The sequence below is a fragment of the Actinoplanes couchii genome (genome assembly GCF_016862075.1).
Lineage (GTDB): Bacteria > Actinomycetota > Actinomycetes > Mycobacteriales > Micromonosporaceae > Actinoplanes > Actinoplanes couchii.
Genome location: NZ_BOMG01000051.1, coordinates 58,398 through 80,401 on the forward strand (window position 1 = coordinate 58,398; position 22,004 = coordinate 80,401).

Consider the following 22,004-nt stretch of genomic DNA (forward strand, 5'->3'; position numbering starts at 1 on the left):
CGGGCGTCAGGCGAACGGGACGAACGCCATCTCCCGCCCGGACACGATGATCATGCCGTCCGGGTTCGTGGCGAAGACCTTGGCGTCGGTACGCACATCGGCACGGACCGCCCCGGCCCCGAGCGTCAGCGCGGTCACCCGGTCGTCCGAGGTCACGATCACGGCGTGCGGGGTGAGCGCGGCGCCCACGTCCTCGCCCCGTCCGTCCAGGCGCCAGACCACCTTGTCCTTGCCGAACGAGAACCCCCGGATCACATCACCCTTGCGGATCACCGCGTACGCGTCGTTGAGGGTCAGCACCTCGGACTGTTTGTCGCCGTACCAGAGATTGCGCCCGTCATAGCCGTTGATCAGGACCTCGCGGCCGTACGGGTCGACACCGAGCACCACGCTGTAGCCGCCGGACGGATCGCGGTCCTGGGAACAGTTGGAGCCGTTGCCCGCGGTCCGCAGGTTGAGCCCGTCGCGCTGCCACACCACCTTGCCGGAGGCCTGCGGGTTTGACGCGACCACGCCGTAGTAGCAGGTGCCGTCCCGGGAGGTGCCGGTGATCGTCAGGACCCGGCCGCCGACCACCACGACCCGCTGGTCCCGGGGCGGTTTCACGGTCTGCACCAGCCGGCCGCTCGCGGTGTCGATCACCCGGACCTCGGTGTCGTGCGGCAGCCCGAGCAGGCCGGGCAGCGCCGGCGGGCCGGGCAGGTCGTCGTCCACGTCGCCGGAGATGAGCCGGCGGGTGTCCGGCAGGTCCGGGTTGGCCGCGTCCAGGACGAAGCCGATGCTGCCCGCGCCGACCGTCCAGAGCTGCTTGTTCGAGCGCGGGTCCCAGGCGGTGAGCCGGCAGTCGTCGCCGCCGGAGCAGCCGAGGTCCACGATCGCGTCCTGGTACGCCCAGACCGCGGACGCGGTGGTGTCGGCCCGCCGGACCGTGCCGGTGGACGGGTCGAGGACCTGGTAGCCCTTGGTGAGCAGGCGGCCGGTGACGACCACGGCGTTGGCGCCCTTGCCGGCCACCTCGGCCCAGTCGGCGTCCGACGACCAGATCTTCACCGCGGCGCTCAGCGAGTACGCCTCGACCGACGTCCGGTACTCGACGATCACCGACTCCCCGGCGATCGCGACGCTCTGCGGTGAGCCGCCCAGCGACTGCTGCCAGCGGGTGCCGGCCGCGATCGGCCCGCTCGTGGTGATCCACGACCAGAGCTGCGGGAACGGGTTCCACACGTTGGTCGCGGCCAGCACGGTGATCACGACCGTGGCGGCGGCGACCACCGAGAGTCCCTTCCACGAGGTGCCGCCGGAGGCCATTCGGGCAGGGTAATGACCTTCGAAGCGGGAAGCACCCAGCGCGGGATGTCCGTGTCGCGGGGTTATGGGTGGGTTGCCGATCTCACCAGCGGAACGGTCCGGTACGGGATCAACTCGGCCAGCGCGATGATCGTGTGCGCCCGCCGGATCCCCTCGTAGCCGACGATCTGATCGATCACCCGCTGCAGGTCGGCGTTCGACCGGGCCACGATCCGGCAGTGGATGTCGCCGCCGCCGGTGATCGTGTGCGCCTCCAGGACCTCGGGAATCTCGGCCAGGTGATCGGCGACCGCGGCATGCCCGAACCGCTGGCCGATCTCCAGGGTCACGAAGCTCATCACCCCGAAACCGATCGCGTCCGGCGCCACCTCCGGCCCGAAACCCTTGATCGCACCCCGCGCGATCAGCTTGTCCAGCCGCGCCTGCACGGTGCCGCGGGCCACCGCCAGCCGCCGGGAGAGCTCCAGCACACCGATCCGGGGCTCGGCCGCCAACATCGCGATGAGCCGCGCGTCGAGCGGATCGAGCTGGACAGTCTGCTCACCCATGCGGCGAACCTATCGCACCGATTGCACAGGTTGACCATCCTCGTCGTCGACGGTTGCCCGAGCCGGTGGGGTACGCCACTGTCACCCGCATACGGCGGCCCTGTGACACTGTGATCACACCCTGACGGCCGGGCGACCGGGCCGCAGGGAAGTGTCAGGCTGTCGTGGTAAAGGTTTGCGCATGAGTTCCGTTTCCGCGGGTTGGTACAAGGACCCGGCCGACCCCAGCACCCAGCGTTACTGGGACGGTGACGGCTGGGTGGGCAAGGCCATCCCGGCCGACGCCGTTCCCCCGGACGGCCCGCCCCCGCCGGAGGAGCCGGAACCCGTCGTAGAGGAGACGCCCGCCGTCCCGGAGACGGCCGCTCCCCCGGCGTACCAGCAACCGGGTCAACCCGCCGGACCGCCCGGCCCGCCGCCCGGGTGGGCACCGCAACCACCGCCTCCGCCCGGCTGGCAGCCCCCGCCGGGCATGCAGCCGCCGCCCGGCTGGCAACCGCAACCCGGCGCGCAGCCGATGGGCGCCTACGCCTACCCCTATCCGGTGCCGGAGGTCCGGCCGCATGGGCTGGCCCTGGCCGGGCTGGGGCAGCGGCTGGTCGCGCGGTTCATCGACATCCTGGTCGTGCTGCTGCTCAACGTCGTGGTCAACGGCTACTTCGTGTACCTGTACATGGAGGACTTCCGGCCGATCTTCCGCGAGTACTACGCGCAGGTCATGGCGGGCGCCGCCAACCCGGTCATCCAGGAGGCCACGCCGCGGATGTCGACGCTGTCGGTGGCCATCGTCATGATCGCCACCCTGCTGTGGCTGGCCTACGAGGCGCCGTCGATCAGCAGCCGGGGGCAGACCCTCGGCAAGCGGCTGATGCGGATCCAGGTCGTCGGCATCGAGAAACCCGGCCAGATCGGCTTCGCCCGGGCCTTCACCCGCTGGGCACGCCTCGGCATGTGGACGCTGTTCTGGTACTGCGGGATCGGCCTGGTGATCCAGTTCCTGTTCGCGCTCTCGCCGCTGTTCGACACCCGGATGCGGCAGGCCTGGCACGACAAGGCAGCCGGCACCGTCGTGGTGTCCCTGCCGCCCGGCGTGTCCCCGATCATGACCGAAGCCGCACCCGGCGGCGACCAACCCGGAGGAGAGCGATGACCCGGCTGACCCGCCCCGACCTGGACGCGCTGCCCGACTACGTGCCCGGTCGCACCGTCGCCGGGGCCGTCAAACTCGCCAGCAACGAGGTGCCGTACGGGCCGTTGCCCGGCGTCGTCGAGGCGTCCGCCGAGGCGCTGCGGACCTCGCACCGGTACCCGGACATGGGCGTGACCGCGCTGCGCGACCGGATCGGCGCCTGGCTGGGCGTCGATGCGGCCCGGGTGGTGACCGGCTGCGGGTCGGTGGCGCTCGCCGAGATCCTGGTCAAGGCCACCTGCCTGCCCGGCGACGAGGTGATCTACTCGTGGCGGTCGTTCGAGGCGTACCCGATCATCGCCGCCGGGGTGGGCGCCACCAGCGTCCGGATCCCGAACACCGCGGCGCACGGGCACGACCTGACCGCCATCGCCGAGGCGATCACCGACCGGACCCGGCTGATCTTCGTCTGCAACCCGAACAACCCGACCGGCACCTACCTGCGCAAGGCCGAGCTCGACCGGTTCCTCGCCGGCGTGCCGTCGGACGTGCTGGTGGTGCTGGACGAGGCGTACAAGGAGTTCGTCACCGACGCCGACGTGCCGGACGGCGTCGAGGTCTACGGCGACCGGGCCAACGTGGTCGTGCTGCGCACCATGAGCAAGGCGTGGGGGCTCGCCGGGCTGCGGATGGGTTACCTGGTCGCCCCGCCGGAGGTGGCCGCCGCCCTGCGCAAGGTGGTCACCCCGTTCTCCACCAACCTGGTCGCGCAGGCCGCGGCGCTTGCCGCCCTGGACGCCGAGGACGAGGTGCGGCGGCGCTGCGCCCTGGTCGTCGACGAGCGCGACCGGGTCACCGCCGAGCTGCGCAAACTCGACCTCGAGGTGCCGGACAGCCAGGCCAACTTCGTGTGGCTGCCGCTCGGTGAGCGGACCTCGGCGTTCGCGGCGGCCTGCGAGGAGGGGGGCGTCATCGTGCGGGCCTTCCACCCGGAGGGTGTCCGCGTCACCATCGGCACCCCGGCGGAGAACGACCTGTTCCTCGCCGCGGCCGCCGCGTTCCGGTCCTAGCTCCTCCGTCGCTCAACCCTTGGCCGCGGCCTCCATCCGCTCGTGGTCCTCGGGGCGATCCGGTCAGGACCTGGCCGCGGCCTCCATCCGCTCGTGGTCCTCGGCGGTGATCCGGTTCGGGAAGACGCCCCGCCAGATCACCGCCAGCAGGCATCCGGCCAGCACCAGGCCCGCACCGAGCAGCGGCAACGAGCCCAGCTGCCCGGCGCCGACCAGCCGCTCCCCGGCGAACGACCCGCTGCCGATGCCGATCTGGAACGCCACCACGTAGACGGCCGACGCCGCGTCCCGGGCGGTCGGCGCCACCCGCATCGGCGCCGACCCGAGGAAGACCGGGAGCGCGTTGAACGCCCCGCCCCAGACCAGCACCACGGCGATCGTGGCGGCCGGCCCCAGCACCGGCGCGAGCAGCACCATCGACAGCGCGGCCAGCGCGGACAACCCGATCACGAACGGTCCCGGCCGGCGGTCCACGAACCGGCCCACCACGTAGTTGGCGGCCAGACCGACCGCGCCGTACCCGAGCAGCAACGCACTGAGCGCCGCCCCGTCCAGGCCGGCGTCCCGGCGTACCAGAGGGGCGATGTAGGTGTAGGTCGTGAAGTGACCCACCACCAGCACCACCGTGATCACGCACAGCCCGGCGACCTTGCCGTTGCGCAGGATCGTGACCGCGCTCCGCAGCTGCCTGCCGAGTGACGCCTCCCGGTCGCGCGGCAGCGGCTGCATCGCCGGCAGCAGGGTGATCAGCGCGATCAGGCAGATCGCCCCGGCGACCGCCATCAGGCCGATCGACAGCCGCCAGCCCAGCCACTGCCCGAGCGCCGTGCCCAGCGGCACCCCGAGCACGATGGCCAGCGAGTTGCCGATGAAGACCAGTGAGGTGGCCCGGCCGACCTGCCCCGGCGGCGCCAGGCGGGCGGTGATCGGCCCGATCACCGACCAGAAGACGCCGTGGGCGAGGGCGCAGACCAGCCGGGACAGCACCAGGACCAGGAAGGTGGGTGCGAGTGCGGCTGCCGCCTGGGCGACGACGAAGATCGCTACGGTGGCGGCGAGCAGCGTGTGCCGGGGCAGCCGCATGGTGAGAGCCGTGAGCGGGATGGTGCTGACCGCGGCGACCACGGCATAGCTGGTGAGCAGCAGCCCGACCTGCGCCTCGGTGACGCCGAGACCGGCGGAGATCTGCGGGAGGAGACCGACGGGCAGGGTCTCCGCGGTGACGTAGCAGAAGGTGGAGGTGCCGAGGACGACGAGCGCCGGGCGGTTGAGTCGCACACCTCGCACAATAAGCTCTTGGGTAGAGCAAAAGAAGGGACCACGTCTGTGACGACGCGCTCCACCGAACTCCTCCGGGCCGTCCACCGGCACCCCGGCATCACCCGAGCAGACGCCGCACGCCTGATCGGAATCGGAACCGGCGCCGCCACCGAACTGGTCACCAAACTCAGCCGCGCCGGCCTGCTCACCCAGGCGCCCGCCACACCGAGCGGCACCCGGGGCCGCCCGACCACGATCCTGCTGCCACATCCCGAGGGCCCGCTGGTCCTGGCCCTGGCCATCACCAACGAGGCGTGGCGCCTGGACGTGGTCGAGCTGGGCGGCGCCACCGTGACATCCCGCTCCGAACGCCACGAACACGGCCCGTGGGCCGAGGTCCGGGTCGCGGTGGCGGCCGCCGTCAAACAACTGCACAGCCGGTACGGCCCACGCCTCCGAGCCATCGGCATCTCCGTACCCGGCCCGGTGCCCCACAGCCGCCGCCCCACCCCTCACCGCCACCTGCCCGACAACCGCGACCCCATCCCTCCCGACCACCTGACCGACAACCGCGGCGCTACCCCTCCCCATTACCTGACCGACAACCGCGGGCCCGGCTCCCCCGCCGCCCACCTCCCCGCAGGCGCGCTCCCCCCGGCCGCCCTTCCTCTCGGTCCTGAACCAGCAGCTGGCAGCCTCCGCGAACCAGCAGTGGGCAGCCGCGGACCAGCAGTGGGTAGTGCTCGCGAACCGGCCATGGACAGCCTCCGCGAACCAGCCGTGGACAGCCTCCGCGAACCAGCAGTGGGTAGCCTTCGCGGACCCGCCGTGAGCAGCCTCCGCCTGGACACCGTCACCTCCGACTGGCACGACATCGACCTCACCGAACTCTGGCCCGAAGCCGACCTGCTGGTAGCGGGCAACGACGCCACCCTCGCCGCCACCGCCGAACACCTCCGAGGCGCCACCGCAGCGGTGGCCCTGCACCTGCACATCGAACCCGGCCTGGGCGGCGCCCTGATCGAAAACGGCCGCCCCATCATCGGAGCCCGCAACACAGCCGGAGAGTTCGGCCACATGCCCTTCGGAAACCCCAAGATCAAATGCGCCTGCGGCGCCAACGGCTGCTGGGGTACGTCCATCGACGGCACCGCCCTGGCCCGCCTACTGAACGACACCCCACCCCGAGATCCGGTCACGTACGCCCGCCGGGTGATCGCCACAGCCACCCGCTCCCAACGCGCCCGCCAGGACTTGGCAGGCCTCCCCCCACCCACCACCAACCAAAGCGAACCGCCCACTACCCCTCCGAACGAGACACAGCCCGCTACACCCGCCACCGCTGCGAGCGCGACACAGCCCGCTACAACCAGCGCGACGCCCGCCACCGCTCCGAGCGAAATGCCGGCCATCACGTCAGCCGGAACCCAGGCGACCGCTCTCGGCGGCAGATCAGCGACCGCTCCCTCCGGAACACCCGCCACCGCTCTCGGTAGGGCATCCGTCTCCACCAGCTCTTACAGTTCCGGCCAAGCCGGCCCCGACATCGATCCCGAAGCGGCGTTCGAAGCCGTAAAAACCGTCGGGATCGCCCTGGGCCGAGGCATAGCCGGCCTGGTCAACGCCCTCGACCCCGACTTGGTCACGCTGGGCGGAATCGGCCCCGACCTCTTGGCCGCAGTCCCCGACGCGATCACCACCGCCTACCGCAACGGCCTCATGGCAACCCACCGCGACTCCCCGCCACCAATCCTTCCCGCCACCCTCCCCGACGACGAGGGCCCCATCACCGGCGCAGCGGAGGAGGCATGGACCGCCCTGTTCCCCCGCTTGGCCTAGCAGCCATGGTTCGGCCCAGACCCAACACCGACCCAACTGCCGGCCCGCACCTACTCCAGGCCAAAGCGGGAAGGGCGTGTGCTCTGCCTAGCCCGGACCTTCTGCCTGGCCCCGCCCTGCCTAACCCCGAATCTGCTTCATGCCGGGCCAGCTTTGTTCAGCACCTGCTTCGTGCAGGACCTGCTTTGTTCAGCACCTGCTTCGTGCCAGACCTGCTTCGTGCCAGACCTGCTTCGTGCCAGACCAGTTTCGTGCCGGGCCGGCTTCGTGGCGGGTTGCCGAGCGCCGGCCTACTATCTCTATCTGGCTTCGGGCCTGTTTCCCGGCTCCGGGCCCGCGACCGGGCCTCGGCTGGTCAGGCGGGCAGCACGGCGACCAGGACCGTGTCGACCGTGTGGTAGTACAGCGGCGACTCCGGATCGTCGGGCCCGTCCTCGTTGAGCCGTTCGATCGCCAGGTAGCCGTCGGTGACGTGGTACAGCCCGGCCTTCCAGTCGGTGCTGTCCTTCTTCATCGCCAGCGGAAACGCGAACCGGACCGAGCCCGTCCGCGCGTCCACCCCGGTCAGTTGGTTCTCCGGGCTCAGCAGCAGAACCGTTCCCGATGATTCTCCCAGAACCCGAGCCGGCCCAGAAGTTATCCACAATGCCGCTCCGTCCACAGCCCGCCCGACGACCGACTCCGAAGAAGCGGACGATGGGCTCACCCCGGACGGAGACGCCCCAGACGAAGACACCCCGGACGGAGACGAGGGACCAGGACCGGGCGAGACGACCACCGGAGAGGGCGCCGTCGAGGAGCTCGGCGACGGTGATTCCGAGGCAGAGGAGGAGACCGTGATGATCACACCAGCGGCGATGGTGGCGCCGGAGTCGTCCAGGGCCGGAGCCCGGCGGGGCTTGGCGGAGGTGGCGAGCCAGCCCTGCCCCGCGCCATCGCGGAAAGCCGCACAACCAGAGGTCACACAACCCACCGGTTGGTACGGAGCGGTCGGCCACCCGTCGACCGGAGCACCCGACGACACGTCATAGGCACCGGTCGCGCACACATAGGCGCCGCCCGTGGTGGTGAAGCCCTCCGAGCACCCGGCCGGGACGGAGGTCTTCCAGAGGACTGAGCCGGTGCTGAGGTCGTACCCAGCAAGGTCCTGATCCTGGGTGACCACGACGGTGCCGGCGGCGAGGCGCAGACCGGGCGGATCCCAGACCGTCGCGGCGCCGGTCCGGTGTCCGGCGAATCCGGGAGCCTCCGGCCCGTCGGCACGCCAGACGACTTCGCCGGTGAGACCGTTCAACGCCACGATCTTGCCGTCGGACCACCGGCTGACGAGCGTGGTGCCGCTCGCGGCCACCGCGTTGAGCTGTTCGGGCCAGCGCCGGTACGACCAGAGCGCCGTGTAGACCTGCTCCGCGGTGACCGGCCCGTCGGCGCGGACCTGGTTCTTCGCGGCATAGACACGCACCCGGCCGTCGACGATCAGCGGAGCCACATTGAGGCGACTGGTGACGCCCTGAATCGGAGCGGACGCCGACGGATAGGGCTCGGTAGCCGTCGATGAAAGCTCGGTGGGCGCGAGCACACGCCAGCCGATGAGGCCGCTCACCACCAGCAGTAGTGCGGCCGCCAGGATTCGCAGCAGCACCCGGGTCACGGGGTGAAGTATTCCAAATCAACGCACGACGCCCCCGCACCGGTCCGGCTCGTGCTCCGGATCACTCCCAGCTCAGCCCACTTCGACCAGCAGATCCACTCATTCCACGAGCCGTCGGAATAACGAGGACAACCGGCGATTCACCCGCCCCAGCACCCACCACGACGGCGAAAAGCAGCCGACCGGCCGGGCGACCGGGCGACCGGGCGAGCGACCGGGCGACCGGGCGAGCGACCGGACGACCGGGCGAGCGACCGGGCGACCGACAGGAATCGGATACCGGAGAGGAGGACGGGTTCACCGGACAGCGGAGGGTGGTTACTCGTAGCCGCCGTTGATCAGGCCCAAGCGGACCAGTTCGGTCAGGGGCTCGACGACGTTGGCTGCTCCGAAGCCCACGAACAGTGGGCGGGGGCCGTCGCGGTGCAGGCGGGCCGGTTCCACCAGCGGGACCGGGTGGGTGGCGGCCAGTGCCTCGGCCACCTCTGCCACCTCGCCGCCGTTGGCCGCGGTCACCGTCGCCACCAGGACGTTGAGGAAGCCGTGATGGGTGAAGCCGGTCTCCGGGTCGGTGTGCCGGGTGGCGTGGCGCAGGCCGGCGGCCAGTTTGAACGGCAGCCCTCGGTCACGGCAGGCGCAGATCACGGCGGCCAGTTCCACGGGGGTGGGGAAGAGTTCCGCGGCCAGGCCGCCGACCCGGAACTTGGGGGTGATCGGCAGTCCGTCGGCACGAGCTTCGGCGACGGTGTCCAAGGCGGCGAGCAGGCCCCAACTGAGGGGGATCTCGGCGTACAGCGGCAGGCTCGTCTGAATGGCGGCGAACGAGCGCAGGGAGGCCAGGCCGGGCTGTGGATCCTCGCCCCGGCGAGCGACCGCCGCCTCGACGTGCTGCACGGCCACGCCGGAGGCCCGCAGCTTCTCCACGGTCGCGGGCAGAGAGGCGGCCGGCACGTCACCGATCAGTCCAACGGACAGCCAGGGCACCGCCCCGGTTCCAGGAGTCGAGCCGGTTCCAGGAGTAGAGCCGGCGCCATGACCCGACCGACTGCCAGCACCCGACCCGTCGCCAGAGCCCGGCCCAACGTCAGAAAGCCGTTCGACGCCAGAGGCCGGTCCAGCGCCCGGAAACCTCCCGGTTCCGGGAAGCGGCTCGCTGCCGGGACGTGGGTTGGCGCTGGGAAGCGGCTCGCCGTCGAAACGCGGGTTGGCTCTGCGAGATGGGTCGGCGCTGCGAGACGGGTCAGCGTTGCTGGACGGGTCGGCGCTGGGAAGCGGCTCGCCGCCGGAACGCGAGTTGGCATTGGGGGACGCGTAGGCGCTGCGAGGCGGGTTGGTGTTGGGTGACGGGTCGGGTGTGGTGCGTGGGGTGGCGGTCGGCTCGGGGATCACGAGTGTGCCGATGACCGATGCGGGCACGAGCAGAGTGCCGATCAGCCCCCGGTACCACGACGTGGCGTGCTCGTGGTGTTTTGCGGCGGCGTCGGACAGACCGACCGGGCTGGGCGGGAGCAGGGAGGCGTCATCGACCAGTCCGGCGTAGAGCGGAGGCACCTGCGTTGACACGTTCCGAACCTAATAGACGCTCGGATAATCGGACAACCACGTCCGAAATGTCACTTTTAAACCAGCAAGGCCACCGAACCATCACGAGCAAGCCAGGAAAGCCACCGGCCAGCGAGCCAACAGACCAGCTAGAAAGCAGAGAGAACAAACCGCGAGCCGGCGCGGACAACGAGCCACCCACAGCCCGGCCGCGGCCCCGCCCCGTCGGGCACCGCAGTGCCGATGACGTGCGCTTTCGTCGGACAACCTGCTCCAGGAAAGCCGCAAGCCGACGGCGCGGAGGACCCGCGGTACGGAAAGGCAAGAGGGCCCGCTCCGTCCGGGGTCAAAGCCAGGACCCAGACTAAAACCGGGGCGAAGGCCGGGACCGGGACTGGGGCCAGGACCGCGACTGAGACCAGGGCCAAGGCCGGGACCAGGACCGGAACCAGGACCAGGACCGGACCAGGGCCGGATCAGGGCCGGAACAGGGCCGGGGCCGGAACAGGGGCCAGGACCGGGACCAGGACCAGGGCCGGGGTGAGGCGGCGGTCAGGTTCGGCGGGAGAGCACCGCCAGCAGTTCTGCCGCTGCGGCTACCACGATTCCGGCCACCAGGGGGATCGGGCCGCCGACCACCGCGTACGCCAGGAGGAACAGCGGGGCCGCGAATGTCAGATATACGGCTGTTGCGAGTTGGCGGTCGGTGGACCTCAGCCGGGGCAGGACCACACCGACCGGTTCCGGTAGTCGGCTTCGGAACCAGAAGACCACCGCGCCGAAGATCAGTACGGCGATCAGGCCCGCCCACACCCGGGAGATGCCGGGGCTGACCATGGTCATCGCGGCGGCCAGCACCGCGGCGATCATCGTGCCGCCGGCGCCGTACTGAGCGCTCTCCCGGACCGCAATCGCCGAAGTGTCGGAGATGTCCAGCACCGACCGAGTCGGCCGGCTGATCGGAACGGCTACCGGATCAGCCACCGAGCCGGGCACCGAAGCCCCCGGCGACTGACCGGACGAATCAGACCGACCGGACGAATCGGCAGACGACGAATCGGAGGACAACGGGTCAGCGGACGACGAATCGGAAGACGACGACGGATCAGCGGGCGAAGACTGCGGATCGGGCGGCGCGACGGCCCCGAGTGAAGCCTCCTCCGCCAGGTCCTCGAGCGCCCGCGCCCACCGCCGCCGCTCGAAACGGACGATTCCGGTGTCGCGGCTCGCGTCGCCGATGGCGGAGTCGAGGTCGAGCGCCTCCCCGTACGCCCGCTGCGCCAGGTCGAACAACCGCAGCCGGGCGGCGACCACGGCCAGCACCAGGTGCGCCTCGGCGTCGGTGGGGGCGACCCGCACCCCGTTCCACGCGGCGTTCAGCGCCTCCTGCCCGTTGCGTGACTCGCTGAGCAGGGCGGCGCCGGTGCGCTGCGCATACGGATCCTCGGGCCACGTCCGCAGGATGGCGGTCGCGATCCGGGCGGCGTCGGCATATCGCCGGCTGTCGACCAGGGCCATCGCGTGGACCACCAGGGCGGGCAGCGCCTGCGGGTCGGCGGTGGCGGCGCGCTGGGCGGCGGCCAGCGCCTCGGCCGGCTGCTCGGCGGCGAGATGGATCCGGGCCAGGGTGGAGAGCAGGGCCGTCTCCTGTGGCGCGGTGGTCAGGCCGGCCGCGATCTCGTCGGCGGCCTCGTCGTATCGACCGAGGTCAGCGAAGAGCAGGGCGCGCTGCCGGTGTTCTTCCGGGGTGGTGTCGGGCTCCAAGGGGGCGGGCACGACACCGAGCGTAGGCGGTCTAGCTGGATGAAGATTGTGTGGCGTACACCATGGCGACCGCTGTCCCGGCCAGGCCCTCGCCGCGACCGGTGAGCCCGAGCCCGTCGGTGGTGGTCCCGGCCACGGTGACCGGGGCGCCGACCGCCTCGGTGAGGGTCTTCTCGGCCTCCGCGCGCCGTTTGCCGATCTTCGGGCGGTTGCCGATGACCTGGATCGAGACGTTGCCGATCTCGTAACCGGCGGCCCGGACCCGGCGGGCGGTTTCGGTGAGCAGCGTCACCCCGGCGGCGCCGGCCCACTCGGGACGGCTGGTGCCGAAGTTGCTGCCCAGGTCACCGAGACCGGCTGCGGAGAGCAGCGCGTCGCAGGCGGCGTGCGCGGCGACGTCGGCGTCCGAGTGCCCGGCGAGACCGGGCTCACCGGGCCATTCCAGCCCGGCGACCCAGCAGGGCCGCTCCGGGTCGAAGGCATGAACGTCGGTGCCGATACCCACCCGCGGAATGATCACGCCGACCACCCTAGGCCCCGGCAGGGATCCCGGCGGATCCCCACCCGGGAGGCCTAGGCAGGCGGCGGCAGGGTCAGCAGATGGGTGGCCACGGCGAGATCGATCGGCCGGGTGATCTTCAGCGCGAAGTCCGAGCCGGGCACGCAGACGACGCGGTGACCGAGTTTCTCGACCATGCCGGCGTCGTCGGTGTGCGAGTCGGCGGCCGCGGCGTGGGCGGCCCGGAGCAGCGGCGCGCTGAATCCCTGCGGGGTCTGCACGGCGCGGAGGACCGAGCGGTCGACCGTACCGAGCACCCGTTCGCCGGGATCGACCTCCTTGATCGTGTCGGTCACCGGGAGTGCCGGGATGACCGCTCCAGCCCCGTCACGCACGGTAGCCGCAACCTGCTCAAAAAGTTCGGCGGGAGCGAGACACCGGGCGGCGTCGTGGACCAGGACGATGCCGACGTCATCGGGCACCACGGCGAGCGCCGCCGCGACCGAGTCCTGTCGTTCGGCACCGCCGGCCACCACGGTGACCGGGGCGACCGGGGCGAGAAGGGCGTGCACGGCATCGACGTCGGCCGGTGGCGCGGCCACGACGATCATGCGCACCGACGGGGCGGCGGCCGCCCGCCGGACGGCGTGCACCAGCAACGGTTCACCGCCGAGCAGGCGCAACGCCTTCGGAGCGCCGGGCCCCAACCGCACTCCGGCGCCCGCCGCCGGAATGACGACGGCGACGTCACCGGCCGGATGAAGGGCAGACGGAACAGAAGCGGCAGCAGGAACAGAAGCAGCAGCAGGAACAGAAAGGCCAGACGGAACGACGACGGCGACGTCACCGCGAGCATGGAGCTTCGCGGTCACGTCGCCGTCGTTGTCGCCAGACACACGTGGTGAGTCAGACACAGTGAAGAGGGATGGCGTCGGTGGATCAGGCCTCGGTGAGGACCTTGTCGAGCAGGACCTCGGCCTCATCCTTGGTGCTCTTCTCAGCGAGGGCAACCTCACCGACCAGAATGTCACGGGCCTTGGCGAGCATCCGCTTCTCACCCGCCGAAAGACCACGCTCACGCTCACGACGCCAAAGGTCACGAACAACTTCCGCGACCTTGAGCGGGTTACCGGAAGCGAGCTTCTCCAGGTTCGCCTTGTAGCGCCGCGACCAGTTGGTCGGCTCCTCGGTGTGCGGGGCACGGAGGACGTCGAAGACCTTGCCCAGGCCTTCCTCGCCGACCACTTCGCGCACGCCGACTTCCTCGGCGTTCTCAGCGGGCACTCGAACAGTCAGATCGCCCTGGGCGACACGCAGAACGAGATACTGCCTTTCAACGCCCTTGATGACCCTAGTCTCGATTGCCTCGATGAGTGCGGCCCCGTGGTGGGGGTAAACAACGGTCTCGCCGACACTGAAAACCATAGGTTCGAAACCCCTTTCGCTGTGTCTAGGGTAACACGCTCAGGCGGCTCTGTCTCGCCCTGACGGTCACTGTTAGTGCAGCTCAGAGGCCCTGTGACGGGGCTTTCTACCGCTTGACAGCAAAGCGAGAAGCTGCCTAAGTAACGCAAAGTGACAGCACTGTCACCGGCTTTACCGGCCGACCCGCGTGAACCAAGTCGGGAATTCCGGACCTGATGGCTTTGTGAGATCAAGCTTATCGCTAAGGTCCGCATCAGTGCAGCACTGGCGATGTGGGCCCTCGTAGTGGAGGCTGGACGGAAGTTCCCCGACCGAAGCAAGATCTGGTCGGCCAGGGGGGAGGTTGAGTCATGGCTGGCGCGAGCGACAACGGCGGCAGGCCGCCCGGGGGTGGATCCCCCGACGACCTCCCGGACTTCCCCGAGGAGTGGGGGGTCATCGTCATTCCCGACGACCTCTCGGAGCTGGCCGACGAGGTCGAGGCGGTTCGTGCCGAGCTGCGCACCGGCCCGCCGCTGACCGGCTGGCAGCTGTTCGTCCGCCGCCCCGGGGTCCGCCGGCTCCGCCGCTTCGGCACCCTGTTGATGCGCACTCCGGCGTTGATCGTCTCGGTCGCGGTCCTGGTCACGGTCGCGAGCCTGTTCGCCTCGGCCTGGCCCGGCCCCGCCCGGCAGCCGGCCACCCAGCGCACCGCCGGCACCACACCGAGCCCGGCCGGCAAGCTGCCCGCGCTCGACATGATCGGCACCGACGGCCAGAGCGTCTCGATCCTGAGCAGCCTTCCCGCGGTCCTGCTGCTCACCGACGGCTGCGACTGCGCGAGGCTGCTCGACGACACGGTGGCCGCGATCGACCCCGGTGTCACGGTTCTGGCGATCACCACGGCAGGCGTCTCGGCCGACGTCTCGACAGGTGTCTCGGCGGGTCCGTCGGCGGCCACCGGCGTCCTGCCCACCACGCGCACCCCCCGGGCCGACGGTAAGAACGTCACGTTCCTCCAGGACCGCACCGACACCCTCCGCACCCAACTGGATCTCTCCGACCCCGACGGCACCGCCGCGGCAATCCTGGTCAACCGGACCGGCGACATAGTCCGGATCCACGCCCGCACCGCCTCGATCGAGACGATCCGCCCCGACCTGGCACGTCTATAAAGACCAAAGACCCTTTTGCGGTACGGACCGACGAGTCCTGCCAAATCGGCACCTCCCGTGGCCACACGCGAGGTCCGCGCGGCGCAAGGCCACCGCCCGACCGCCGGGCCCGGGGCGGCCCACCAGGTCACCCCCGACCCCGAAATTCCCCCGGACGAGTGACGCCCCGATGCCCCGACCTCGCGTGGGCTACGAGTCCCGTTGGAGGGAGTAGCGGAAGACGACCGGGGTGGCCGACTCGACGGTCACCGTCAGGTGCAGTTCGCGGGCCAGACCGACGGTGAAGACCTCGGGCGTCCGGGAGCCGGAACAGCGCAGCCCCCGGCCCGAGTCCCCGATGCCGAGGCTCACCCGGATCCGGCTGCCGTTGTCACCGGCGCAGACCACCGAGACCAGGAAGCTGCCCGGGGTGACCTTCACCGACTCCTCGTGCTCGGCGGCGGCCTCCAGGGCGACGGTGCTGACCGCCTCCTGTTCACCGACGTCCGGCAGCAACTGCTCCGCGGTGAGGCGCCACCTGGTCAGGCGCTCGTCGACAACCTGCCGCGGGGCGGCACGCCACCACCACATCAGGCCGATCACCACGCTCAATGCGGTCAGCGCGTACAGCACCGCACCGCGTCCCCGTTCGCCGCTCACGCTGCGAGAGTAGAGGCCTCCAGAAGGGTGACATAGAGGGTGAGGCCCGGTCCGAAAGCGAGCATGACGATCGATCGCGGCGGATCCGGCGCGCGGAGCAGTTCATCGAGCGCCAGCAGTACGGTCGGTGAGGAACAGTTCCCGTACGCGGCGAGAACCCCACGGGAGTCCGCGAGCGCCGTGTCGTCGAGCCCGAGCCGGTCCTGGACCACGTCGAGGATCTTCGGCCCGCCCGGGTGCACGGCCCAGCCGCCGACGTCGGCCAGACCCAGCCGGTGCCGCCCGAGGACCTCGAGAACCAGCTCGCGGACGTGGGCGGCGAGCACCGACGGCACCTTCGGCGACAGCCCCATCCGAAACCCCAGATCAGTGACGTCCCAGGTCATGTGGTCGGCCGTGGAGGTGTCGGTGATCGCGGCAACCTCTCGTACGACGTACCCCGAATCGGTCTGTGGAGTGACCACGACGGCGGCCGCGGCATCCGCGAACAACGCGTGGGAGACGATCTGCTGGATGTCCGTCCGCGCAGCGGGCGGTTGCAGGTGCAGGCTGGTGAGCTCGACGCAGAGCAGCAGCCCGGGCCGGCCGCGCGCCGTCACGTAGTCACCGACCGTCCCGAGACCGGGTAACGCGGCGTAACAGCCCATGTGCCCGATGAAGAGGCGCTGCACGCTCGGTGACATGCCGAGATCACGGGCCAGGAGGATGTCGAGCCCGGGGGTGGCATAGCCGGTGCACGAGCAGACCGCGAAAAAGCCCAGATCGCCCGCGGCCAGTCCGGCGCTCTCCAGGGCCCGGCTGACGGCGGCCTTGCCCAGCGGGATCGCCTCGGCCTGGTAGCGGAGCATCCGCTGCTCGGTGGACCAGCCGGAGACGTCCTCGAGGAGTGGGCTCACCACGCTCTGCCTGGTGCGCACCCCGGAGTTGGCGAAGATCCGCCGGGCGAGCGCCGCACGCGGGCCGGCGTAGTGGCCGCTGAAGAAGCCGTCCCAGAGATCGTCCTGGCGGGCCGAGGGCGGCAGCGCCACCCCGATCCCGGTGATCGCCGCCCCGGGCCGCAGCCCGGCGAACGGGCCACCGGACGGCCCTGGTTCCGGGGCGGTCACCACCGGGGCGCCACACCGTCGGTGTCCGGGTCTCCGCCGAGTGCCTCCACACCGAGCCAGTCGGCGCAGACGTCGCTGGTGGCGGGTTGCAGCGAGCCGGCCCGGGCGTCCCGGTAGAGCCGTTCCAGCGGATGACCGCGCCGCATCGCGGACGTGCCGGCCGCCTCCAGCATCGATGCGGCCACCTCCGCCGCGGTGGTGCCGGCCAGCAGTTTGGCCCGCCACACCCAGCGGTTCGTCTCCGCCTCGCCGGGCGCCTCGTCGACCCGGCGGGCCGCCTCCCGGACGGTGAGGTGGGCAGCCGACACGGCGGCGTCGGCCCGGCCGATCCGGGCCCGTACCGCCGGGAGCCCGCCCAGGCCACGGTTGTTGACGTGCTCGATCGCGGCGTCCACCGCGGCCCGGGCCACCCCCACGTAGACGGCGGCGTAACTGGCCACCATCCAGTGCGGCGCGAGCTGGGCCGCCACCAGGGCCAGCCCCTCCAGGCCGCCGAGCAGCGCGGTCGCCGGGACCGTGACGTCCACGTGCAGGTCGTGTGATCCGGTGGCGCGCATGCCGAGCGCGTCCCAGGTGGGTTCCACCTTCAGGCCGTCACCGGCGGGCACCAGGAACTGGGACACCCGCCCGGGATCGTCGGTGCTGCGGGCCGCGACCAGATAGCCGTCGGCGTGCCCGGCCCCGGAGCAGAACGTCTTGGCGCCGCTGATCCGGTAGCCGCCGTCGACCGGCTCGTAGGTGGTGGCCATCCGGGACAGCCGGGAGCCGGCGCCCCGTTCGCTCATCGCCACCGCGTACCAGGAGCCCTCGGCGGCGGCCCGGAGGAATCCGTCCCGGGCGGCGAGCGCCTCCGCGGGCAGTCCGAGCGCCTCGGCCAACTCGTCGGTGATCCCGCCGAGGGCGCCGGTCACCGACGCGTGCATGTTGAAGATCAGGGCGGTGGCGCCGTTGCCGCGGGCCAGCTCGTAGGCGATCTCGGCGTACTCACCAAAACCCGCACCCGAACCGCCCAGCCGGGCCGGGACCAGCAGGCCGAAGAATCCGGCGGCCCGGAGTTCGGCGAAGTCGTCGGCGGGGAAGGTGCCGTCCCGGTCGGAGGCGCCGGCCCGGGCGGCGAACCGCGGGGCCAGCCGTCGGGCCTCAGGCAGCAGCACGGCTGACCCCCGTCGGGAACGCTCCGGAATGCCGGCCGGTCCCCTGGTAGAGGATCGCGGTGGAGAAGGTCGGCAGGATGCCGCGGCCGGACACCGCCCGGCGCAGGACCAGCCAGCGGAACAGGCCGGGCAGGCTGGGGCGGACACCGCGGACCGTCAGGGCCACGTCGTGCCGGGCGAACTCGGCCACCAGCGTCCGCGGTGCGACGAACAGCGCCGGATCGTGCAGCCCGGCCGGGGCGATACCGAGGCGCTCGCCCAGGGTCACCGTGATCAGGCGGCTGACGGCGGTGTCGTTGACCGTGTCGAGCACCACCAGACCGCCGGGACGCAGCACCCGGCACAGTTCGGCGACCGTCCCGGGCAGGTCGGTGACGTGCTCCAGGATCTCGCCGGCCACCACCACGTCGGCGCTGCGGGCGGCGAGCGGCAGCGCGGTCACGTCGCCGTTCACCGGGGTCACGCCGCGCGGGCCGGCCACCCGCAGACCGGACCGGCGCAGGTCGACGCCGATGTGCCGGTAGCCCTTGGCACGCACGTGCGGGGCGAGCAGGCCGCCACCGCAGCCGGCGTCGACCAGGATCCGGCCGGCGGCCGTGGCGGGTGGGATCAGGGCGGCCCGGGCGGCGGCCAGCCAGTGCAGGAGCGCGAACGGCCCGGCGGGGCGCCACCATGCGGCGGCGAGGTCGTCGTACTGGCGTGGATCGTTACGCGCCATCGATCGCATGCGATCGACACTGGCATGGATTCCGCGAAGCGGCCACACTTGCGAGGCATGTCCCGTGCTCTCGCGCTGCTCAGATCGTCACATCCGGAGCCGGGTGCCGCGGTCACCCTGGCCATCACGCTGCTGGCCGCCGGAGTGGGGCACCGCGGGTGGCGGCTCGCGGCGGTCGCGGCGGCGGTGGCGGCCAGTCAACTCGCGGTCGGCTGGGTCAACGACCGGCTGGACGCCGACCGGGACCGGGCCAGTGGCCGCCGGGACAAGCCGATCACCTCGGGCGCGATCCCGGCGCGGGCGGTCGGGGTGGCCGGGGTGCTCGCGGCGCTGGCCGTGCCGTTGCTCGCGCTGCCGCTGGGGCTGCCGGCCACGGTGGCGATCTCGGTGGCGCTCGGGTCCGCCCTGCTCTACGACTGGCCGCTGAAGAACACCGCGTTCTCGGTCGTGCCGTACCTGATCAGTTTCGGTCTTCTGCCCGCCTTTGTGGTGCTCGCGCTGCCCGCCCACCCGGCGCCGCCGGTCTGGCTGGTGGCGGCCGGGGCGCTGCTCGGCGGTGGCGCCCACTTCGCCAACGTGCTGCCGGACCTGGCCGACGACGCGGCGACCGGGGTGCGCGGGCTGCCGCACCGGATCGGGTCCGCCGGTTCCCAGCTGGCCGCGGCGGCGCTCCTGCTGGGCGCGACGGTCACGCTGGTGCTCGGGCCGCCCGGGCCGCCGTCGTGGCCGGGTCTGGCGGCGGGCGCGGCCGCCGTCGTGGTCCTTCCGATCGGCTGGTACGCCGCCCGGCGCACCGAGGGCCGGCCGGTCGCGCTCTTCCGGGCGGTCATCGTGGTGGCCCTGATCGACGTGATCCTGCTGGTCGTCAGCGGCCGGGTGACCTGATCCCGGCACCGGTCCGGCGGGGGCTCCGCAGGAGGCGGGCGGAGGCGATCCGGGCCTGATGGATGGGTCCCCGCACGCGGCCGATCGGCGCCCACTAGGCTGATCTAACACCTTGGTGTCTCTATTTGGAGGATCGTGATGCGCTCGCTGGGAACCCGTCGCGCCGCACTGGTCGCGGGTGCCGCCACGGTCGCTGCCCTGGCTCTGGGCGGATGCTCGGCCGGTCAGGTCGCCGAAACCGCCATCCTGGACACGCCGATCGCCGGCGTCAACGCCCAGTCCGAGAACGGCAGCGTGCTCGTCCGCAACCTGCAGGTGGAGTACAACGGGGTCGAGGGCTACGCCTCCGGCGAGGCCGCGCCGTTCGAGGTCAGCCTCTACAACCAGAGCAACGAGGCGGTCACCGTCACGATCAGCCCGTCGTCGGTGGAGCGGCCCCAGGTCGTCGCCGGCACGCAGGTCGGTTTCGTGAGCACCGCGACCGTGACGACGCCCGGTCAGGTCAGCGCGTCGACCGGCGCCGCGTCCGCCGAGCCAGGTGCCAGCACCGGCGCGAGCACGGGTGCCGTCACCGGCACCCCGGCCGCCTCGGTGAAACTCGCCACGATCAAGCTCGCCCCGCAGGGCTCCGCGCTGTACCGGCCGACCGACGCCGCCCAGCTGCAGATCCTCGGTCTCCGCGAGGAGCTCAAGCCGGGCATGGCCGTCGGCCTGACCTTCGAGTTCAGCAACGGCGACGCCGCGCTGGACCTGGAGGCCCCGGTCGCCTCGCCGCTGACCCCGGCGCCGCGTGGCTCGGCCGAGATCGCCGAGGAGTCCGAGGGCGGTCACTGACCCGTCCGGGCGGCTTTGTCGTACCGGCGAGCTAGCTTGTCGGGGTGACGTCCTCCCGTTCCGCCGCCAAGGCACCCAGGGCCGCATACGTCTGTGACGCATGCGGCCATCAGCCTCCCAAGTGGCTGGGCCGCTGTCCGGAGTGCGGAGAGTGGGGCTCGATCATCGAGTCCACGGTGACCGTTCCGGTGTCCGGCCGGGTGGTCAGTTCCCGCATGCCGGCCGAGCCGGCCCGCCCGATCGCACAGATCAGCGCCGCCCCGGCGCGAGCGGTGGCGACCGGTGTCAGCGAGCTGGACCGGGTTCTCGGCGGCGGCCTGGTGCCCGGCGCGGTGGTGCTGCTCGCCGGTGAGCCGGGGGTGGGCAAGTCCACCCTGCTGCTCGACGTGGCCCAGCAGTGGGCCGCCGGTTCGGGCACCCCGTCGCTGGTGGTCAGCGGTGAGGAGTCGGTCAGCCAGGTGCGGTTGCGCGCCGAGCGGCTCGGCGCCCTGCACGAGAAGCTCTACCTGGCCTCGGAGAATGACCTGGGCACGGTGATCGGTCATCTGGACGCGGTCCGCCCCGGGCTGCTGGTGCTCGACTCGGTGCAGACCATCTCCGCGCCCGGCACCGAGGGTGTGCCCGGCGGTGTCACCCAGGTCCGTGCGGTCACCGCCGCCTTGGTCGCGCTCGCCAAGGAGCGGGGCATCGCCACCGTCCTGGTCGGTCACGTCACCAAGGACGGTTCGGTGGCCGGTCCGCGGGTGCTGGAGCACCTGGTCGACGTGGTGCTGCACTTCGAGGGTGACAAGCATTCGTCGTTGCGCCTGGTCCGGGGGGTGAAGAACCGGTTCGGCGCGGCCGACGAGGTGGGCTGTTTCGAGATGGGCGAGGGCGGCATCACCAGCCTGCCGGACCCGTCCGGGCTGTTCCTGACCCGCTACCAGGAGCCGGTGCCGGGCACCTGTGTCACGGTGGCGATGGAGGGCCGGCGGGCGCTGGTGACCGAGGTGCAGGCGCTGATCGGGGCGGAGGTGCAGGGCTCGCCACGGCGCACCGTGTCCGGTCTCGACCATGCCCGGCTGGCCATGGTCCTGGCGGTGCTGGAGCGGCGTACCAAACAGTTGAAGCTCTACAACCGTGAGGTGTTCGCGGCCACTGTGGGCGGCATCCGGCTGACCGAGCCGTCGGCCGACCTGGCGATGGCCCTGGCGGTGGCGTCCGGTGGCCTCGATCTGGCGATGGCCCCGCATCTGGTGGCGATCGGCGAGGTCGGCCTGACCGGCGAGATCCGCCGGGTGGGCGCGGTCGGCCGGCGGCTGGCCGAGGCCTCCCGGCTCGGGTTCCGGGTCGCGCTGGTGCCACCGGGCTGCGGACCGGACAGCGCCGACGGGACACCCAAGGGCATGGAGGTCGTCGAAGTGGGCAATCTGCAGGCGGCACTGCAGAGTGCGGCCCGGGCATCGGCCTCGTCATGATCGACGGTGCGTCACGTTTCAT

At 71.5% G+C, this 22,004-nt stretch carries 20 protein-coding genes; 7 read left to right on the plus strand and 13 right to left on the minus strand.

Going from position 1 to position 22,004, the window contains the following annotated elements; all coding sequences use genetic code 11:
• Nucleotides 1-6: 6 nt before the first annotated feature.
• Together Aco03nite_RS19550 and Aco03nite_RS19555 are read right to left on the minus strand one after the other, a co-directional pair.
• Nucleotides 7-1,308: a hypothetical protein gene (locus Aco03nite_RS19550; protein WP_203796813.1), complete on the minus strand. Its 1,302-nt coding sequence runs from the start codon at nucleotides 1,306-1,308 to the stop codon at nucleotides 7-9.
• A gap of 62 nt (nucleotides 1,309-1,370) precedes the next feature.
• Nucleotides 1,371-1,856 carry an Lrp/AsnC family transcriptional regulator gene (locus tag Aco03nite_RS19555; RefSeq protein ID WP_203796814.1) on the minus strand — a complete coding sequence of 162 codons (486 nt, stop codon included), beginning with the start codon at nucleotides 1,854-1,856 and terminating at the stop codon, nucleotides 1,371-1,373.
• Between the two features lie 181 nt (nucleotides 1,857-2,037).
• On the opposite strand from Aco03nite_RS19555, the gene Aco03nite_RS19560 reads away from it, so the two are divergent.
• Both Aco03nite_RS19560 and hisC read left to right on the plus strand, forming a co-directional pair.
• Nucleotides 2,038-3,006, plus strand: a complete 969-nt coding sequence (locus Aco03nite_RS19560; RefSeq protein WP_203796815.1) for an RDD family protein — start codon at nucleotides 2,038-2,040, stop codon at nucleotides 3,004-3,006.
• Nucleotides 3,003-4,055 carry a histidinol-phosphate transaminase gene (hisC, locus tag Aco03nite_RS19565; RefSeq protein ID WP_203796816.1) on the plus strand — a complete coding sequence of 351 codons (1,053 nt, stop codon included), beginning with the start codon at nucleotides 3,003-3,005 and terminating at the stop codon, nucleotides 4,053-4,055. Before Aco03nite_RS19560 ends, hisC begins: the two co-directional genes overlap by 4 nt.
• A gap of 63 nt (nucleotides 4,056-4,118) precedes the next feature.
• On the opposite strand, the gene Aco03nite_RS19570 is transcribed toward hisC, so the two are convergent.
• Nucleotides 4,119-5,333, minus strand: coding sequence for an MFS transporter (locus Aco03nite_RS19570; RefSeq protein WP_203796817.1), 1,215 nt, complete (start codon nucleotides 5,331-5,333; stop codon nucleotides 4,119-4,121).
• Nucleotides 5,334-5,381: 48 nt separating this feature from the next.
• Between Aco03nite_RS19570 and Aco03nite_RS53015 the strand changes: the two genes are divergently transcribed.
• Entirely contained in the window at nucleotides 5,382-7,154 is a 1,773-nt protein-coding gene (locus Aco03nite_RS53015) for an ROK family transcriptional regulator (RefSeq protein ID WP_239145284.1), read from the plus strand.
• A gap of 355 nt (nucleotides 7,155-7,509) precedes the next feature.
• Here the strand turns inward: Aco03nite_RS53015 and Aco03nite_RS19585 are convergent, their stop codons facing one another.
• The 6 genes from Aco03nite_RS19585 to Aco03nite_RS19610 form a co-directional block, all read right to left on the minus strand.
• Nucleotides 7,510-8,805 carry an outer membrane protein assembly factor BamB family protein gene (locus Aco03nite_RS19585; RefSeq protein WP_203796818.1) on the minus strand — a complete coding sequence of 432 codons (1,296 nt, stop codon included), beginning with the start codon at nucleotides 8,803-8,805 and terminating at the stop codon, nucleotides 7,510-7,512.
• Nucleotides 8,806-9,123: 318 nt separating this feature from the next.
• Complete coding sequence (locus Aco03nite_RS19590) at nucleotides 9,124-9,789, minus strand: hypothetical protein (RefSeq protein WP_307837650.1); 666 nt, start codon at nucleotides 9,787-9,789, stop codon at nucleotides 9,124-9,126.
• Nucleotides 9,790-10,899: 1,110 nt separating this feature from the next.
• On the minus strand, nucleotides 10,900-12,123 hold the full coding sequence (locus Aco03nite_RS19595) for a tetratricopeptide repeat protein (protein WP_203796819.1): 1,224 nt from the start codon (nucleotides 12,121-12,123) through the stop codon (nucleotides 10,900-10,902).
• Nucleotides 12,124-12,142: 19 nt separating this feature from the next.
• The gene (ispF, locus tag Aco03nite_RS19600; protein ID WP_203796820.1) at nucleotides 12,143-12,631 is read right to left on the minus strand and encodes a 2-C-methyl-D-erythritol 2,4-cyclodiphosphate synthase; all 489 of its coding nucleotides are present in this window, start codon (nucleotides 12,629-12,631) and stop codon (nucleotides 12,143-12,145) included.
• A gap of 53 nt (nucleotides 12,632-12,684) precedes the next feature.
• Complete coding sequence (gene ispD, locus Aco03nite_RS19605) at nucleotides 12,685-13,344, minus strand: 2-C-methyl-D-erythritol 4-phosphate cytidylyltransferase (RefSeq protein ID WP_239145291.1); 660 nt, start codon at nucleotides 13,342-13,344, stop codon at nucleotides 12,685-12,687.
• Between the two features lie 205 nt (nucleotides 13,345-13,549).
• Nucleotides 13,550-14,035, minus strand: coding sequence for a CarD family transcriptional regulator (locus Aco03nite_RS19610; RefSeq protein WP_014447856.1), 486 nt, complete (start codon nucleotides 14,033-14,035; stop codon nucleotides 13,550-13,552).
• 350 nt (nucleotides 14,036-14,385) lie between these two features.
• Between Aco03nite_RS19610 and Aco03nite_RS19615 the strand changes: the two genes are divergently transcribed.
• A complete protein-coding gene (locus Aco03nite_RS19615; RefSeq protein ID WP_203796822.1) occupies nucleotides 14,386-15,189 on the plus strand; it encodes a hypothetical protein in 804 nt (267 codons plus the stop codon).
• 189 nt (nucleotides 15,190-15,378) lie between these two features.
• Here Aco03nite_RS19615 and Aco03nite_RS19620 read toward each other — a convergent pair whose 3' ends face one another.
• Genes Aco03nite_RS19620 through Aco03nite_RS19635 form a run of 4 tightly spaced genes read right to left on the minus strand, consistent with a single transcriptional unit; the run spans nucleotide 15,379 to nucleotide 18,815 of the window.
• Nucleotides 15,379-15,828, minus strand: a complete 450-nt coding sequence (locus Aco03nite_RS19620; RefSeq protein ID WP_203796823.1) for a DUF6023 family protein — start codon at nucleotides 15,826-15,828, stop codon at nucleotides 15,379-15,381.
• Nucleotides 15,825-16,889 carry a type III polyketide synthase gene (locus Aco03nite_RS19625; RefSeq protein WP_203796892.1) on the minus strand — a complete coding sequence of 355 codons (1,065 nt, stop codon included), beginning with the start codon at nucleotides 16,887-16,889 and terminating at the stop codon, nucleotides 15,825-15,827. Before Aco03nite_RS19625 ends, Aco03nite_RS19620 begins: the two co-directional genes overlap by 4 nt.
• A 41-nt stretch (nucleotides 16,890-16,930) precedes the next feature.
• Entirely contained in the window at nucleotides 16,931-18,085 is a 1,155-nt protein-coding gene (locus Aco03nite_RS19630) for an acyl-CoA dehydrogenase family protein (protein ID WP_203796893.1), read from the minus strand.
• Nucleotides 18,075-18,815 (minus strand): methyltransferase domain-containing protein, encoded by a 741-nt coding sequence (locus tag Aco03nite_RS19635; protein ID WP_203796824.1) that lies wholly within the window; start codon nucleotides 18,813-18,815, stop codon nucleotides 18,075-18,077. Before Aco03nite_RS19635 ends, Aco03nite_RS19630 begins: the two co-directional genes overlap by 11 nt.
• 15 nt (nucleotides 18,816-18,830) lie before the next feature.
• On the opposite strand from Aco03nite_RS19635, the gene Aco03nite_RS19640 reads away from it, so the two are divergent.
• From Aco03nite_RS19640 to radA, 3 genes are all read left to right on the plus strand, one after another.
• Nucleotides 18,831-19,691 (plus strand): UbiA family prenyltransferase, encoded by an 861-nt coding sequence (locus tag Aco03nite_RS19640; RefSeq protein ID WP_373872612.1) that lies wholly within the window; start codon nucleotides 18,831-18,833, stop codon nucleotides 19,689-19,691.
• A 138-nt stretch (nucleotides 19,692-19,829) separates the two neighbouring features.
• On the plus strand, nucleotides 19,830-20,525 hold the full coding sequence (locus tag Aco03nite_RS19645) for a hypothetical protein (protein WP_203796826.1): 696 nt from the start codon (nucleotides 19,830-19,832) through the stop codon (nucleotides 20,523-20,525).
• A 44-nt stretch (nucleotides 20,526-20,569) separates the two neighbouring features.
• Nucleotides 20,570-21,982: a DNA repair protein RadA gene (gene radA, locus Aco03nite_RS19650; protein ID WP_203796827.1), complete on the plus strand. Its 1,413-nt coding sequence runs from the start codon at nucleotides 20,570-20,572 to the stop codon at nucleotides 21,980-21,982.
• Nucleotides 21,983-22,004: the final 22 nt, after the last annotated feature.

Coding starts and splice junctions, on each gene's coding strand:
- Aco03nite_RS19550 (WP_203796813.1), bottom strand. CDS start 1,308: ATGGCCTCCGGCGGCACCTCGTGGAAGGGACTCTCGGTGGTCGCCGCC.
- Aco03nite_RS19555 (WP_203796814.1), bottom strand. CDS start 1,856: ATGGGTGAGCAGACTGTCCAGCTCGATCCGCTCGACGCGCGGCTCATC.
- Aco03nite_RS19560 (WP_203796815.1), top strand. CDS start 2,038: ATGAGTTCCGTTTCCGCGGGTTGGTACAAGGACCCGGCCGACCCCAGC.
- hisC (WP_203796816.1), top strand. CDS start 3,003: ATGACCCGGCTGACCCGCCCCGACCTGGACGCGCTGCCCGACTACGTG.
- Aco03nite_RS19610 (WP_014447856.1), bottom strand. CDS start 14,035: ATGGTTTTCAGTGTCGGCGAGACCGTTGTTTACCCCCACCACGGGGCC.
- Aco03nite_RS19615 (WP_203796822.1), top strand. CDS start 14,386: ATGGCTGGCGCGAGCGACAACGGCGGCAGGCCGCCCGGGGGTGGATCC.
- Aco03nite_RS19635 (WP_203796824.1), bottom strand. CDS start 18,815: ATGCGATCGATGGCGCGTAACGATCCACGCCAGTACGACGACCTCGCC.
- Aco03nite_RS19640 (WP_373872612.1), top strand. CDS start 18,831: ATGGATTCCGCGAAGCGGCCACACTTGCGAGGCATGTCCCGTGCTCTC.
- Aco03nite_RS19645 (WP_203796826.1), top strand. CDS start 19,830: ATGCGCTCGCTGGGAACCCGTCGCGCCGCACTGGTCGCGGGTGCCGCC.